This window comes from Vibrio cionasavignyae (assembly GCF_050337155.1).
Lineage (GTDB): Bacteria > Pseudomonadota > Gammaproteobacteria > Enterobacterales > Vibrionaceae > Vibrio > Vibrio nomapromontoriensis.
In genome coordinates, this window is the sequence record NZ_JAKJSR010000020.1 from 1 (window position 1) to 16925 (window position 16925).

At 44.8% G+C, this 16925-nt stretch carries 12 protein-coding genes; 5 read left to right on the forward strand and 7 right to left on the reverse strand.

What is annotated here, in order from left to right:
• Nucleotides 1–228: 228 nt before the first annotated feature.
• The 7 genes from L4D74_RS15965 to L4D74_RS15995 all read right to left on the reverse strand — a co-directional run bounded on the left by L4D74_RS15965 (nucleotide 229) and on the right by L4D74_RS15995 (nucleotide 10626).
• A complete protein-coding gene (locus L4D74_RS15965) occupies nucleotides 229–2061 on the reverse strand; it encodes an AMP-dependent synthetase/ligase (RefSeq protein ID WP_428753232.1) in 1833 nt (610 codons plus the stop codon).
• Between the two features lie 176 nt (nucleotides 2062–2237).
• On the reverse strand, nucleotides 2238–3197 hold the full coding sequence (gene leuO, locus L4D74_RS15970) for a transcriptional regulator LeuO (RefSeq protein ID WP_265676223.1): 960 nt from the start codon (nucleotides 3195–3197) through the stop codon (nucleotides 2238–2240).
• A gap of 566 nt (nucleotides 3198–3763) precedes the next feature.
• Entirely contained in the window at nucleotides 3764–4807 is a 1044-nt protein-coding gene (locus L4D74_RS15975; RefSeq protein ID WP_428753234.1) for an MJ1255/VC2487 family glycosyltransferase, read from the reverse strand.
• A gap of 10 nt (nucleotides 4808–4817) precedes the next feature.
• Complete coding sequence (locus L4D74_RS15980) at nucleotides 4818–5396, reverse strand: phosphatase PAP2 family protein (protein ID WP_428753236.1); 579 nt, start codon at nucleotides 5394–5396, stop codon at nucleotides 4818–4820.
• A gap of 162 nt (nucleotides 5397–5558) precedes the next feature.
• A complete protein-coding gene (locus L4D74_RS15985; RefSeq protein ID WP_428753238.1) occupies nucleotides 5559–8660 on the reverse strand; it encodes an efflux RND transporter permease subunit in 3102 nt (1033 codons plus the stop codon).
• Nucleotides 8657–9955, reverse strand: a complete 1299-nt coding sequence (locus tag L4D74_RS15990; protein WP_428753419.1) for an efflux RND transporter periplasmic adaptor subunit — start codon at nucleotides 9953–9955, stop codon at nucleotides 8657–8659. Before L4D74_RS15990 ends, L4D74_RS15985 begins: the two co-directional genes overlap by 4 nt.
• Nucleotides 9956–9972: 17 nt before the next feature.
• Entirely contained in the window at nucleotides 9973–10626 is a 654-nt protein-coding gene (locus tag L4D74_RS15995; protein WP_428753240.1) for a TetR/AcrR family transcriptional regulator, read from the reverse strand.
• A gap of 400 nt (nucleotides 10627–11026) precedes the next feature.
• Between L4D74_RS15995 and leuA the strand changes: the two genes are divergently transcribed.
• The 5 genes from leuA (at nucleotide 11027) to L4D74_RS16020 (ending at nucleotide 16887) form a co-directional block, all read left to right on the forward strand.
• On the forward strand, nucleotides 11027–12574 hold the full coding sequence (gene leuA / locus L4D74_RS16000) for a 2-isopropylmalate synthase (RefSeq protein WP_428753241.1): 1548 nt from the start codon (nucleotides 11027–11029) through the stop codon (nucleotides 12572–12574).
• A 58-nt stretch (nucleotides 12575–12632) separates the two neighbouring features.
• Nucleotides 12633–13721, forward strand: coding sequence for a 3-isopropylmalate dehydrogenase (gene leuB / locus L4D74_RS16005; RefSeq protein ID WP_428753243.1), 1089 nt, complete (start codon nucleotides 12633–12635; stop codon nucleotides 13719–13721).
• Nucleotides 13722–13860: 139 nt separating this feature from the next.
• A complete protein-coding gene (gene leuC / locus L4D74_RS16010) occupies nucleotides 13861–15264 on the forward strand; it encodes a 3-isopropylmalate dehydratase large subunit (RefSeq protein ID WP_428753245.1) in 1404 nt (467 codons plus the stop codon).
• Nucleotides 15265–15274: 10 nt separating this feature from the next.
• A complete protein-coding gene (gene leuD / locus L4D74_RS16015; protein ID WP_428753246.1) occupies nucleotides 15275–15877 on the forward strand; it encodes a 3-isopropylmalate dehydratase small subunit in 603 nt (200 codons plus the stop codon).
• Between the two features lie 230 nt (nucleotides 15878–16107).
• Complete coding sequence (locus L4D74_RS16020) at nucleotides 16108–16887, forward strand: DUF547 domain-containing protein (protein WP_428753247.1); 780 nt, start codon at nucleotides 16108–16110, stop codon at nucleotides 16885–16887.
• Nucleotides 16888–16925 lie beyond the last annotated feature (38 nt).

Here is a 16925-nt window from a genome sequence, read left to right on the forward strand (position 1 = left end):
GGTTCTATGGTTCTATGGTTCTATGGTTCTATGGTTCTATGGTTCTATGGTTCTATGGTTCTATGGTTCTATGGTTCTATGGTTCTATGGTTCTATTAGATATAGAACATGACTGAATCACTCCCTGTAAAGCACAGCGTGCGTATTTTGAGCACTTACTGACTCTGACGCCATAAAAGCAAAAAGCCCTCAGAACAGAGTTCTGAGGGCTTTTTTGTTATCGACCGATTACTTGTCTTTTTTATCGTGCTTATGAGGATGATCGTTGTACATCTCTTCAATTTCGTCTTGGTAGCGATCGTTAATCACTTTACGACGTAATTTTTGAGTTGGTGTCAATTCACCTTTATCCATCGAGAAGCCACGTGGCAACAATTTGAATTTCTTCACTTGTTCAAATTTAGCCAAACCCTTTTGCAGCTCAAATACACGCTTTTCGAACATCTCAACCACTTCATTGTGCTTAATCAACTCAATGCGATCGTGGTATTTGATGTTCAGTTCTTTCGCGTATTCTTCAAGCGTATCAAAACAAGGGACGATAAGCGCCGAGACAAACTTTCTGGTATCAGCAATCACGGCAATTTGTTCAATGTAATGATCTTTACCAATGGTGCCTTCAATCGCTTGAGGCGCAATATATTTACCATTAGAGGTTTTCATCAATTCTTTGATTCGGTCGGTAATAAACAGGTTACCATTAACGTCAAATTCACCAGCATCGCCAGTTTTTAAGAATCCATCGGCATCAAAGGTTTTCGCCGTTTCTTCTGGCATTTTATAGTAACCACGCATCACCATAGGACCACGAACTAAGATTTCGTTATTTTCGCCAATCTTAACTTCCGCTCCCGGCATAGGCATGCCAATAGAGTCAGGGTTGTAGCAAGTATCATCCCAGCATGACACGGTTGCCGTGGTTTCAGTCATACCATAGCCAAGCTTAACGTTAATCCCAATCGCTTGGAAAAAACGTCCGATGGTTTCATCAAGCTTTGCACCACCACATGGCATAAAGTTTATTTGACCACCAAGCAATTCACGTAGCTTATTTAGTACGATTTTATCCGCTAATGCATAGCTCTTTTTTAACATAAAAGAAGGCTGAACATTATCTTGACGACATTGCGCCATTTTAGCGCCCATATTCACCGCCCAAGTAAACAATACCTTGCGGTGTACAGGGGCCTTAGATACGCGCTCATGGATAGCCGAGAAGATCTTCTCATAAAAGCGCGGAACGGCGCTCATCACCGTTGGACGAATCTCACCTAACGCATCGCGCACCTGCATGGTGTCTTGTAGGTAGCAATTGGTTCCCCCTTTATATAAAACATAGAAGGTCCAAGCGCGCTCAAATACATGAGACAACGGTAAGAAACACAGCGACACATCGTCTTCTGATAAGCTCAAACGTTCATCATGCCCTTTTAACTGGGCACCAATGTTTTGGTAGTCCAACATAACGCCTTTTGGCTGTCCCGTTGTTCCCGATGTGTAGATAAGCGTCAAAAGATCATCAAAATTAGCCTGTTCAATTCGCGCTTGCAGCGTTTGCTCAAGGTGCTCTGGTTGAACACTTGGCGTGGCGATAAAGTCATCCCAACGTGTGACATAGGAATCATCTGTGATCTCGATGTCGTCGCTCATCGCAACAATCCACTCTAATTGTGGACACTCTTCATAAATAGAAAGCGCGGCGTCAAACTGCTCTTGTTCGCCAACAAAAAGAATACGTACGTCGGCATTTTGAAGAATATAACTGGTTTGAGCTGGGGTATTTGTTGGGTAAATAGGTACCGTCACCGCCCGCAGCTGGAGCGAGGCGAAGTCAGCGATGGTCCATTTCGGCATATTGTTGGCAATGATACCGATCTTATCTTGAGGTTGGATTCCTTTATTCAGCAAAGCGAGAGACAGCGCGTCAATACTAGCGCCAAACTCTTTCCAACTGATCCCTTGCCACACATTGTTAATCTTGTGTTTTAAGGCGATCTTGTCGCCACCTTGCGTGATCCTGTCGCGAATCTTTTTTACGATATGGAATTCTAAATTAGCCATGTTCTATCTTACCTTTAAGCGTACACATGTAAGCTTTTTCAGCGAACAAGTGTACCTATGATGGTAAAAAAGGCAACAGACTCAAATCAAAGTTATCAATAAATAATGTAACGAAAAAAGCCCCTGACACTAGGCTTTAAAGCTAATATCAAGGGCTTATTCTCATTGGGTGTGAATTACGCTAGTGCGACAACTTCACCACAAATCATCATCAGTTGATCACGCAACCAAATGTGACCTTTATCTTTTTCACTCGATTCATGCCAGCTTAGGTAGCCGCTAATCATCGCATTATCAAATGGCAATGCAATGACTTGTAATTGATCTTTATTGACCGCGTTTTCTACCATCCAACGTGGTGCGATTGTCACAAGCTCAGACTGTCCGACAACATATAGAACATTACTTAAGCTAGTGCCTTCATAAGATGCTTGGCACTCTAAGTCTTTATAAGCGTGCTCAGAGAAACTGCGAACACCGTGTACTTTAGATAGTTTCGCGTGCTTTTCATTGCTTAGTTGAGCAACGCTCACTGCATTGTGAATACGTGGGTGGTTTTTCGACGCAACAACCACTAACTCATCTTGGAAGATTTCTGTGCTTGAAAAGCCTTGTGCATCATAGCGTGCGTAATCGATAACAAAGTCGATTTCTTGGTAGCGCATACGGTCAGCCAATTGGCGGTCCGCTTCTGCATCTAAATGCAACTGTACGTGAGGCGCCTGTTCACCAATGTTTTGCATGATTTTTGGAGCAAAACGCATATCGCATGGAGAACAAATCGCCATCTTAAATAGACGTGTTGATGTCTCTGGCGTAAAGATTGAGCTTGGTAGCTCATTGCGAATCAATTGCAATGCTTGACGAACAGGGCCAAACAACTGACGAGCGCGTTGAGTAGGCTGGATACCGCGACCTTGGCGCATAAACAACTCGTCATTAAACATCACTTTTAGACGCGCTACGGCGTTACTAACTGCTGGTTGTGACATTCCTAAGTTGTGCGCTGCACGAGTAATGTTTTGTTCCTGCATTACTGCGTCAAATACGGTTAATAGGTTTAGATCTACGCCACGTAATGTGCTTTCCATGCGGTAGCTAGCGATTGCGCTCATAGCATCTTTTTTGTCTAACATTTAGTAAGCCTCGTTAAGTTTCAATCTCGAATATGTGGGTAAGGATTAAGCAGAAACGTATGTCGTTCATTTCTGTACCCTACAATGTTCTATTAATCCTCTGCATAGTTCGAGGACGAAGCAAACTATCCACTAATAATAACTTCAACACCAACTAGATTGATAAAGAATCATCATATTTTACCGACAACAATACAATAACCATAAACAACAATAGCTTACATGTATTATAAAAAAAGATAAATTATATTTTTGATAACTTTTGTTGCAAAGAACCTCTAAAATGATAAACGAACGCTATATGAGTGCAATTTAATGATAGAAGCTCTTCATCGCTATATTTTATAGGTCACCGCTCAAACCATTAGCCAATTAGATAGGTGAAACAAATAACGACAAGGTGATTCATTTAAGATATGGATAACCCACCCACCCTATATACGAAAAAAAGCGACCTATCGTCGCTTTTTCTGCTGCTCTATGTCTTTAGCGGATGAGAAATGACTGAATTTCAGGATGCTAAGTAAACGTATCCCTAAGATTCGGGCTCACATTGAAACTCGGACTCACATTGAAACATAGCTGGGAAAGTCAACTTTCTCCCACAAGCGTTGGCGCAACAATTGACTACAATGCCACTCCCCTGACATTAACCAATGTGCTATCTCGCTTGCTACATCTGGATAAACCACGCGCTCTGCTTGTTGCTCATCTAACCAATCCCTAACCACAGACGCGTTTAATGTATCCATAGTATGAGCTAACCCAAGGCTTTCTAATGTTGCAGCATTACTTTGTTGTTCAAACTGCCCTTCTAAAGGCTTTACCAATAACTTCTTGCCTAAGCTCAATGCTTCAGAAGGTAATTCAAAACCGCCATTTGCGATGACACCATTACATCGATGTAAGTCGACTTGAAAAGTCTGATGACTCAATGGCTTCATCGTCAAATTCTCAATGGTTGCGATTTCAACAACATCAGGGTGATAACAAACAAATGGCTGATTAACAAAGCGAACCAAAAGATCAATGATGACATCGAGACTTTCAAACGGCAGATAAACCAGAACCATCTCTTCTGACGTCACCTCATGCGATTGAGTATGCACAATCGGTGGCAAAATTGGCTGATCAAAGTGATACCAATGCAATCCTAGTTGGTGATCCGAGGGTGCGAAATGTTGGATAATTTGGCTGTCCAACCAACTTGAGCCTTTTTGTGGTACATCGAAGCGAAAAGCATTCTGATGACTAATACTCACCGTCGGCACTTTTTGGCGCTTCGCAGCCCAAGCCGAAATCGGCTCAAAGTCATTCACAACTAAATCATAATGGCTGACATCCAATGATCGCGTTTCTTGCATGAAATGGAGTATGTTGTTATCCGTCGCCGTTTGCAGATAGTCAACTTTGCCATTTTTCGTTACGAAGCTAAATCCGCGCCGAGTTTGGTATTGCCCAAATTGCTCCATTGAAAAGTACTTATCTTTGTCACGACCAGAGAATAAAAAATCAACCTCGACATCATGAGCCCGCAGAGCTTCACTCATGGCTCTCGCTCTAGCAATATGACCATTCCCGGTCCCTTGAACTCCATATAGAATCTTCACGCACATCCCCCTAAGCCAGTAGTTCGACGTAATCCAATACGACCAATTTTGACGTTATATAATTTGCAGTAACCCAATTCAGCGCAAACATGGCGCATAACACACCTAGCACCGCACCAATGACAACATCCGTTAAAAAGTGCACACCGAGCAAAACGCGCGACACGCCAATTAAGGTTGCCCAAATAAGGCAAGCAAAGAAGAATTCTGGATAGAAATGACCAATCACGGTCGCCATAAGAAATGCGGCGGCGGTATGCCCGGAAGGTAAGCTATAGCGATCGGATGGGGTGATAAAAGGTTGAACATACTGACAAAGCTCTTGTGGACGACGACGTTTAAAACTGTTTTTTGCCACCCAATAGATAGGGAGTTCAACGGCAAAAGCAAGCAACGCTACTGCTAGAAAGGCCTCGCCTACACGCTCATCAACACACCAAACAAAGGCTGCGAGGCAAGCATAAAGAGGACCATCACCACTTCTAGAAATTAACCGGCTCAGTCGCGCGACTTGAGCATTAAAACGGTGATCCAAACAAAACAATGAAAACGCTAAATCGAAACGAGCAATCGGTTCAATAGTACGCATGACCTACTCCTTGTCATAGATAATCTCGTATGATCAAAAAATAGTCAGGTTGCATGACAGTTAGGTGACGAATTGTTGGAGATATGATGAAGGTGAGTGAGGTAAGAGCTTACCTCACTCATTTTACTTAGCACGCTATCAAGGAAGTAGCGCGACTAACGGTTAAATGTCTTCGTGTTTATGAACCAATCCCCAGTCCGCTAATATGGCGTAAGCGGATGGAATCATGAACAACACCAGTAACGTGGAAGCGAAAATACCAAACACAATCGAGATCACTAACGGCTGGATAACCTGAGCCTGCAAACTGGTTTCCATCAGCAGTGGCAGTAACCCAGCAGCGGTTGTCATCGAGGTTAGGAACACCGCTCTAAACCGCTCCCGACTGGCTTTCACTACAGACTCGTGAACCGACTCCCCCTCATCGACATGATGACGAATGTATTGCACTAGCAAAATAGAATCATTCACCACAATCCCCGCTAATGACACAAAGCCCATGATGCTTGGCATGCTTAATGAGTGCCCAAGCAATAGGTGCCCCCACACCACGCCGATGAATGCGAGTGGAATGGCTAACATAACCACAAAGGGTTCTAAGTAGCTGCGAAACTGGTAGCTTAAAATACAAAACACACCAAACAGTCCGAGCAAGAACCCTTTACCCATCGAGGAACCGGTTTTTTCGGTATCTTTTGCTGACCCTTCAAAATCAAAACGAAGTCCAGGATAAGCTTGCTTTAGGATCGGCACTTCCTCATTCTGGAATTGGCGGATAATTTCAGATGAGCTGACTTTACTGCTATCGGTATCGCCAAACACGCTAATAGTTCGCAGCCCATCAATTCTCTGGATCCTGACATAATTACGCTGAAAATCCATGGTGGCGATAGCACCTAACGGCAATTGCGCCCCATCAGGAAGAATGATCGGGAAGTTCGCCAGTTGCTGAACATCAGCGATATCGTGCTTATTGAGTTTCACCTCGATTTTGATGTTCTCAACACCAAGCTGGATCTCATCGGCAGTTTGACCAAAGAAGGCCGCTCTTAATTGATTGGCTATCAGCTGTCCATCTACCCCGTATGTTTCTGCTCCTGGGCGCAACTTAACCAGAATTTCTTCTTTACCCAATCGCATGTCATCGAGAACACCATGCACACCATCGAATTCATTGAGATACTGCTGAATATCAATGGACGCCGCTTTAAGCTGCTCAAGGTTGTCATGCTTAATGCGAATTTCAATCGCTCGACCACCCGGTCCCATCGTAGGTTGTTTAAATACCAACGAGATAGGATCGGCCAGCTCGCCGACATCATCCCGCCACGCATCGACAAAATCGTCAATCAGCGTATTTCGTTCTTCCGCACCAAGAAGGTCAAGCCGAACCGTCGCAAGATGAGGCCCCGACTCGTTTGCATCTTGATTGGTGTTAAACTGGCTGGTGATCTGTTGAACTAACGTTCGCCCTCCTTCATTATTTTCACTCCATACCAGGTTGAGCTTTTTAGCGGAAGCAACCACGCGATCAACCACTCGTTCCGTTTGCGCGAGCGACGCCCCAGGCGGCAAAATAATACGAACTTCCGCCGTATCACCATCGAGCTCTGGGAATGGGACAAACTTCACCGCACCACCAGCAATTAACGCAATGGAAACCAAGAGCAGCGACAACACTCCCCCCATAAAGGCATACCGCTGCGATACGACCCGATCGACTGCATTAACTAGCGTAGTATTTCTAAAGTTCTCAAAGCGTTCGAGTAAAACACGCTTAAATTTAATCGGCGGTTTCTCATTTTTCTGTTTATGTAACGAGTGAGATAGGTGGCTCGGCAAAATCAAAAATGCTTCGATGAGGCTCAACGACAACACCAAAATCAGTACCTGTGGCACCGCCTTCAATACCGCGCCCATTTCGCCATCAAGGAACAGTAAGCTGCCAAAAATACACACGGTGGTTAAAAATGAGGAGATCACACCTGGTAGCACTTTCTTAACGCCATTAATGACCGCGTCATCAATTTTTTGCCCTCGGTCAAGATGCGAGGCAATCGACTCTGCAATTACGATGGCGTCATCCATCATGATCCCTATCGCCATCAATAGCCCGACTAACGACATAATGTTGATGGATAATCCAAGGCTCGCCATTAAGAACAACCCACCTAAAAACGCAACGGGCAAACCTGCCGCCACCCAAAATGAGTAACGGAAACTAAAGAATAACCACATGGTGGCAAAGACTAAGACAATCCCTTGCCAGCCATTTTTCACCATCATGGTCAAACGATCCCACAACACAGATGAGAGATCGTTGGTCATTTCTAGCGTCACGCCTTCCGGTGCTATCGCGCGTTGGTCCTCAACAAATTGCACCACATTGTCTTTAATTCGCAGGGCATCGTCTTCCTTGTTTTTACTAATTTTAAGCACTGCCGAAGGCTTGTCATTGAACAACACTTTCTGCTCATCCAACTCAAACCTGTCGGTAATCGTGGCCACGTCGCTAAGACGAATTAACGCACCAGAAGAGCTGGAACCAATCACTAACGAGGCAAGCTCTTGCGGCGACACTCGACGTTCATCAAAACGAATAAGAAAATTTTTGTCGATGGTCTCTACATTACCACTGGGTAGCTTCACGTTCTGTTTGCCAATTTTAGCGGCAATATCGTTCACGCTCAGCCCTAGTTGTCGCATTACCTGGGTATTGAGTTCAACACGATATTGATGATCAGAAAAGCCACTGACCTCAACCAATGACACGCCGTAATCGAGTTTCAATGTTCTCTTGAGTTGCTCGGCGTAGGCTTTGAGTTGTGGCCATCCTATATCCGCGGTAATCGCAATATCGACCACAGGTTCATTCCAATCGAGTTCTTGGACAATCGGAGACTCGATCTCATCGGGAAAATCATTGATAGAGCTAATCTGAGTCTGAACGTCCACCAGCATACGACCGATATCCGCTTTCTCAGATAGCTTTAACGTCAAGCGGGCGGAGCCTTCAATTGCTTCACATTTGGTCTCTTCAATGTTTGCTAAGCCATCAACGGCATCTTCCATACGAATGCATAGACTCTCTTCCACCTCTTGAGGTGACGCGCCGGGATAGGTGATCGCCGCCATGATGTAAGGAGGACTGAACTCGGGAAACGTCTCACGTTTAATCGTCGAGAGTGAAGATAGACCCAGTATTACCAGCGCCAACATCAACAAGTTGGCAGCGGTGGGATGTTTTGCGAAAAAACGAATCATGAGTCAGGTTCCCCCTGTTTCATGCTCGAATCTCTCAGCAACATGCCTTCAATCGCCGGCAATAAGTCATTCAGGATCAGTTTCTCTCCCCCTTGAAAAGCCCCTGCCACTGAAACTTGGTTGTCACGTCGATACACTACCGTAACTGGCATGATAGTAAGACGCTGCTCATCATCCATCAGGTACACTTTATCGCCGTGCAACGCACGCTCTGGGATCAGCCACGCTTGCTGTGGCTTACCTTCAATGATGACTTTAACAAACATTCCATTGACCAACAGCGGTGTATCAGACAAACCATTTCCCGTTGTGGCTTGTGGGATCTCAAGGATCACGCCTGCCGTTGCTTGGTTAGGATCCACCGTTTCACTCACGCGCACGACTTTTGCTGGCCATGTGGATAACAGGTTACCGCTACTTAACTCAATGACCGCATTTAGGCTTTGTAACGAGTCCTGTTCATTGCCATTAAACGTATTGGCGATCAATTGAAGATCGTGTATGGATAACTGAGCTTCCACTTCCATCATGTCAGTACCATGTGCGGTGACCATAGCTTGCTGCTGATTGACCACTTGATTGACCTCGGCATCCACTTCCGAAATCCGCAATGTCTGTGGCAAATAAATACGCGTTTTGGCAAGCAATCGCTGCGCTTCTTGCTCTTTTGCGTTATTCACATTGACCACCGCAAGCGCCACTTCTCTTTCATCCGGTAATAATGCCAATTGATTTTGTAGCTCTTGCACCAATTTTTGCTGGGACAGCATGTTTTGCTTTTGGGTATCCACATCCGACTGCGAGCTAAGGCCTCGCTTATTAAGATCGACTCGTCGTTGATACTCGTTCTTTGTTAATGTCAGGCGATTAAGCTCGATGGTTAGCGTTTGCTTTAAGTTGATTTCTTCTTGATCAATACGCGCAAGCTGTGTCTGACTGGATTTCACATCAGCAATAGCCTGCGATAACCTGAGTTGGTAATCGAGCGGGTCGATACGCAACACTTCCGTGCCTGCTGCGACGATGTTGCCCTTTTCTAACGCAGGATGTTTAAACACCACTTCACCAGATACTTCCGAAATAGCCTTCCATTCCAGTTTTGGCGTCACACGACCAAAACCCACAGCCAAGGGGGAAGAAAGTTGCGGCTGCATGGTAACAATATCCACGACTCTGGCACGATCACCGGCAGGTTTTGTTGGAATATCAGGTCTTAAATTAATCGCGGCGACCAACACCAGCACTCCCACTGCAAACGCAGGAAAAAACAGTAATTTCTTATTCATAGGCTTCATCATTAACATTCTGATTTTTAATAATTAGTACGCAGCAAGCCACGCGTAAGAAGTTGGATGTTGTGGTCGAGTAATTCATCGAGGAACGTTTCCGTTAACTCAATACCATGCAGTTGCAACATCGCAGGAGGTGCAAGGAACGGGAAAACCATGAGGGCAATAAAGGAAACCTTACACAACTTAGGATCCACACCATCTCGTAAGTAACCCGCCGCTTGTAATTTTCCAAAGATTAAGTCGTGATCAGGTCGACCAATATCGCTAAAGACTTTTTCAAACAGGCGTCGCTGCGTGGCCGATGGCGGCATATGCATAACTTGAGAAATCAACCTTGGGAACTGCGGTACTTTATTCATTTCGTGATAGTAGATTCGCATAAACTCAAAGATATTTTTGTGATCATCTGAGGCAAAGGTAGCTTCCATTTGCTGCTTCATCGGCTGAATCGTTTCCCGAATCATCGTCTCAAACAGCCCCTCTTTATTACCAAAGTAGTAACGAATCATCGCAATATTAACGCCAGCTCGTTGTGCGATTAAACGAGTAGAAACCTTGTCATAAGGCATGACGACAAACAAATCTCGAGCATGACTTAACAGCTTTTCTCTAGTGTCGGTTTGCTTACTCGGTCGTCCCACCTTTCTTTTTATCGCCACATCGTTTTCTTGCATCTCTGATCTCTTTTATTAATCAATCGATTAATTATAGAACAATTAATTAACATATTGAGAGCGTTTAAATTCATCACTATTTAATCAACTGATTAAATAGTGATGAATTCGCCTCATTTCAGTCTGACTCATCCGATAACCAGAAAAAATAGCGGAAACACTTGACGCTGAAGTGTGAGTGCGGTACTAATTTGTTAACCAAATTTCGTGGAATGTATAACAATGACATTACGTTTTTCTCTCCTGCTGAGCCTCCTCCTTATCGTGAACAAAACGCGCGGGTAGCCAGTGTCTGAAAAACACCACTAAGAATTTTCTTAAAGCCCGCATCGAGATGCGGGCTTTTTTATATCAATCGAACAGGACGTAAACGATTAACCTGTACAAAGAGGAAGCAAATATGAATGACCAGGTAATTATCTTTGACACCACGTTGCGTGACGGCGAGCAAGCTCTTTCAGCCAGTTTGACAGTAAAAGAAAAACTGCAGATTGCTTTCGCTCTCGAACGCCTGGGTGTGGATGTTATCGAGGCTGGCTTCCCAATTTCATCGCCAGGTGATTTTGAGTCTGTACAGGCCATTGCCAAGAACATCAAAAATAGCCGTGTTTGTGCGTTGTCTCGAGCGGTAGCAAAAGACATCGATGCAGCAGCTGAAGCACTAAAAGTTGCCGATGCTTTTCGTATCCATACGTTTATTTCCACTTCGACTGTACACGTACAAGATAAATTGCGCCGCAGTTACGATGATGTGGTCGAAATGGCAGTAAAAGCGGTGAAACATGCCCGTAACTATACTGACGATGTCGAATTTTCTTGTGAAGATGCCGGACGAACGCCTATCGACAACCTTTGTCGTATGGTTGAAGCGGCAATCAACGCCGGCGCAAAAACCATCAACATTCCGGACACGGTGGGCTATACAGTACCAAACGAATTTGGCGGTATTATCCAAACCTTGTTTAACCGAGTCCCTAACATCGACAAAGCCATCATTTCCGTGCACTGCCACGATGACTTAGGCATGTCGGTTGCTAACTCGATTGCGGCTGTCCAAGCGGGCGCACGTCAAATTGAAGGGACCATTAACGGCATCGGTGAGCGCGCTGGTAACTGTTCACTAGAAGAAATTGCCATGATCATCAAAACTCGCCAAGAGTTATTGGGAGTACAAACCGGTATCAATCACCAAGAGTTGCACCGCACAAGTAAATTGGTTAGCCAGCTTTGCAATATGCCGATTCAAGATAACAAGGCCATTGTTGGTGCTAATGCATTTAGCCACTCTTCCGGCATCCATCAAGATGGCATGATCAAAAATAAAAACACTTACGAAATCATGACGCCTGAGTCCATCGGTCTTAAAAACAAAGCCTTAAACCTAACCAGTCGTAGTGGTCGCGCAGCTGTGAAGAGCCATATGGATTCAATGGGTTACAACGAAGCTGAATATAATCTAGATGCATTGTATGAAGATTTTTTGAAACTGGCGGATCGCAAGGGGCAAGTCTTTGACTACGACCTAGAAGCCTTGATGCATTTCTCAAATCTTCGTGAAGAAGACGACTTCTATAAGCTTAACTACTTGAGTGTTCAGTCTGGTAGCATCATGGCGACCACTAGCATCAAAATTCAATGTGGCGATGAAGAGCGTTGCGAAGCGGCAGTAGGCAACGGTCCGGTTGATGCGCTTTACCAATGTATTTACCGTGTAACGGGTTACGACATTGTTCTAGATAAGTTTGATTTGACTGCAAAAGGTGAAGGCGAGGATGGTTTAGGACAAGCCGACATTATTGCTAACTACAAAGGTCGCAAATACCACGGAACCGGCGTTTCAACCGACATCGTTGAAGCCTCTGGTCAAGCACTACTGCACGTGATCAATAGCATTCACCGTGCCAATCAAGTGGAAGAAATAAAACAGAAGAAAGTAGAGACGGTTTAAGTCTTTATCAAAAATCTTATAAATTAACGCAAATACAACAAGTAAGGAACAGGACACCATGGCAGGCACATATAAAATTGCAGTATTACCAGGCGACGGCATTGGTCCAGAAGTAATGGCTCAAGCACACAAAGTATTGGATGCAATTGAAACTAAACATGGCATCACATTTGATTGCGAAGAATATGATGTTGGCGGTATCGCCATTGATAACCATGGTTGTCCGCTTCCAGAAAGCACGGTCAAAGGTTGTGAAGACTCAAATGCGATTCTATTTGGTTCCGTCGGTGGTCCTAAATGGGAGCACTTACCACCCAATGATCAACCCGAGCGCGGCGCCCTGCTTCCTTTACGCAAGCACTTTCAACTGTTTTGTAACTTGCGTCCAGCACAAATTCACAGTGGCTTAGAAGACTTCTCTCCGCTGCGCGCAGACATCTCAGCTAAAGGCTTTGATATTGTCGTAGTACGCGAACTAACCGGTGGCATCTATTTTGGGCAACCAAAAGGCCGTGAAGGTGAAGGTCCAACAGAAAAAGCATTTGATACCGAAGTGTATCACCGCTACGAAATTGAACGCATTGCTAAAATTGCCTTTGAATCGGCTCGCTTGCGTAATAAAAATGTTTACTCCATCGATAAAGCTAACGTATTGCAAAGCTCTATCCTGTGGCGCGAAGTCGTTGAGGAAGTGGCAAAAGACTACCCAGATGTCACGCTTAATCACATGTATATCGACAATGCGACGATGCAGCTAATTAAAGATCCTTCTCAGTTCGATATCATGCTGTGCTCAAATATCTTCGGCGACATCATCTCTGATGAATGCGCGATGATTACCGGCTCAATGGGTATGTTGCCATCAGCAAGTCTAAATGAAAGCCAGTTTGGTTTGTATGAACCTGCGGGCGGTTCTGCGCCAGATATCGCTGGTAAAAACATTGCTAACCCAGTCGCACAAATCCTTTCTGCTGCACTGATGCTTCGCTACAGCTTAGGTGAAGAAGCCGCGGCTCAAGATATTGAATCTGCAGTCAGTAAGGCACTGTCTGCTGGCGAGCTTACTGCCGACCTATCTGGTGATAAGCCTGCACTGAGTACATCAGAGATGGGCGATAAAATTACTAGCTATATCGCTAATAGCTAATAGCTAATAGCTAATTAGGTTGCCGCCAATAATGGTTCGCAATTGCGCGATGGCAAATCATGTCATCGCGACATCATAATAAGAATACTCTGCTTGCGTGATGAAATAATTCGCGCAGACCAACAGCAAGGAATTAGCAATGTCGAAAACACTGTATGAAAAAGTCTATGATGCGCACGTCGCCGTAGAAGCCGAAGGTGAAAACCCAATTCTTTATATTGATCGTCACCTAGTCCATGAAGTGACGTCTCCACAAGCTTTTGATGGCTTACGTGAGAAAGGTCGCCCAGTTCGCCAAGTCAATAAAACCTTCGCCACCATGGATCATAACGTCTCCACTACAACGAAAGACATTAATGCGTCAGGTGAGATGGCTCGTATCCAAATGGAAACACTATCAAAAAACTGTGAAGAGTTTGGTGTCACACTGTATGACCTAAATCATAAATACCAAGGTATTGTGCATGTAATGGGCCCTGAGTTAGGCATCACTCTTCCGGCGATGACCATTGTTTGTGGTGACTCCCACACCGCAACACATGGCGCTTTTGGCTCATTAGCATTCGGTATTGGCACCTCTGAAGTTGAGCACGTATTAGCAACTCAAACCCTAAAGCAATCTCGTGCGAAAACCATGAAGATTGAAGTGAAAGGCAAAGTAGCGCCTGGCGTGACTGCAAAAGATATTGTACTGGCCATTATTGGTGAAACTACTGCCGCTGGCGGCACAGGTTATGTCGTTGAGTTTTGTGGTGAAGCCATCACCGATCTTTCTATGGAAGGCCGAATGACCGTGTGTAATATGGCCATCGAACTCGGTGCTAAAGCAGGTCTAATTGCACCAGACGAAACGACATTTGAATACATTAAAGGTCGTAAATTTGCTCCGCAAGGCAGCGACTGGGATGCAGCCGTTGAGTATTGGAACACATTTAAAACCGATGCTGATGCGACGTTTGATGCAGTTGTGACACTCAATGGTGCCGACATTAAGCCTCAAGTCACATGGGGTACCAATCCGGGTCAAGTGATCGCAGTAGATCAACCTATTCCTGCACCAGAAAGCTTTGCAGACCCAGTAGAGAAAATGTCGGCGAAAAAAGCATTAGCGTATATGGGACTTGAAGCGGGTAAATCCCTAACCGATTATAACGTCGATAAAGTCTTTGTCGGCTCTTGTACTAACTCTCGCATCGAAGACATGCGCGCGGCAGCAGCTGTTGCAAAAGGTCGCAGCGTTGCCTCTCACGTACAAGCATTAATTGTTCCAGGCTCTGAACAGGTAAAAGCACAAGCAGAAGCAGAAGGCTTAGATGTTATCTTTAAAGAAGCTGGATTTGAGTGGCGTCTACCTGGCTGCTCTATGTGTTTGGCCATGAACAATGACCGATTGGGTCCTCAAGAGCGCTGCGCGTCTACCAGTAACCGCAACTTCGAAGGTCGCCAAGGCCGTGATGGCCGTACCCACTTAGTCAGCCCTGCGATGGCTGCAGCCGCCGCTATTGCTGGTCATTTTGTTGATATCAGAGAATTGGACTCATAAGGAATAATACATGTCAGGATTTAAACAACACACAGGGTTAGTCGTCCCTTTAGATATCGCCAACATCGACACTGATGCGATTATTCCTAAGCAGTTTTTGCAAAAAGTCACTCGCACGGGTTTTGGTCAGCACCTATTCAATGACTGGCGCTTCTTGGATGACGCAGGTCAGCAACCTAACCCTGAATTCATCATGAATGCACCGCGCTACCAAGGCGCTAGCATTTTGCTCGCGCGTGAAAACTTTGGCTGTGGCTCTTCACGAGAGCACGCTCCTTGGGCACTAGCAGACTATGGTATTCAAGTCATGATTGCGCCGAGTTTTGCCGATATTTTCTATGGCAACTCTATCAATAACCAAATGGTGCCGGTCCGGTTAACTGAGCAAGAAGTTGATGAGCTATTTCATTTCGTTGCCAACAACGAAGGCGCTGAAATTACCGTCGATCTGGAGTCAATGAAAGTCTCTGCAAATGGCAAAGAGTATTCGTTTGAAATCGATGAGTTCCGTCGCCACTGCTTGCTAAACGGTTTGGATAATATTGGTTTAACACTGCAACACGCCGATAAGATTTCCGCCTATGAAGCAAAAATTCCAAGTTTTCTAAAGTAGAAGCTTCTGGATAAGCATGACTATGCATTCACATCAATCCCGGTTCATCACCGGGATTTTTTGATCTATCACTAATATCACTCTCTCTATAATTATACGACTCTCTCTATGACTACACGACTCCGTACCTTGCTTTCCCTGTATCAATGGCAATAATTATCTCAATATGAAAGTTTATCTTGCTAAGTAAGGTCTTTTACAACTAGTCACTATCAATACGGATGTTCATTATGTTTCGAGTACTATCATTTCTTGCCCTTTTCCTAACAACCAACGTGTTGGCAGCCCCAAAATCCGAGCTGTGGGCTTTTTGGAATGTAAGTGATGAGTCCAACGAGCAGGTGATTTCTCATCAGCCTTGGCAGCAGTTTCTTGACCGCTATCTTGTGACTGAAGGAGAGAATACTTTAGTGCGCTACGTACGCGTGTCTAGCGATGACAAGCAAAACTTAAAGCGTTATCTAGAACAACTTGCCAGTATCGATCCAAGAACACTGAATCAAGCAGAGCAGTATGCTTACTGGGTAAACCTTTATAACGCGATCACTGTAGACCTTATTCTTGACCGTTATCCAGTAAAATCCATCACCAAACTTGGTGGGCTATTTAGCTTTGGTCCTTGGGGAGATGATGTCATTACCATCGCAGATCAAACACTGACACTGAATGATATTGAACACCGGATCTTGCGACCAATTTGGAACGACCCACGCACACACTACGCGGTAAATTGTGCCAGTCTAGGCTGCCCTAATTTGCAGACTCAAGCCTTTAACGCGCAAAACAGCAATGCGCTACTCGATCAAGCAGCGGCAACATACATAAATAGCAGCAAAGGCATTAACATACAGGGAGACAAAGCGACTCTGTCTTCCATCTACGAGTGGTTTGCCGAAGATTTTTCTGCGCAAGGTGGGGTGATGGCACATATCAGCCAATACCGTCCAGAAGTCGCTCAGTTCAAAGGGAAACTTGACTACGATTATGATTGGGCATTGAATTCAAAATAACGCAAACTAGCGTTATTCGCATAGGGAGAAACAACCGC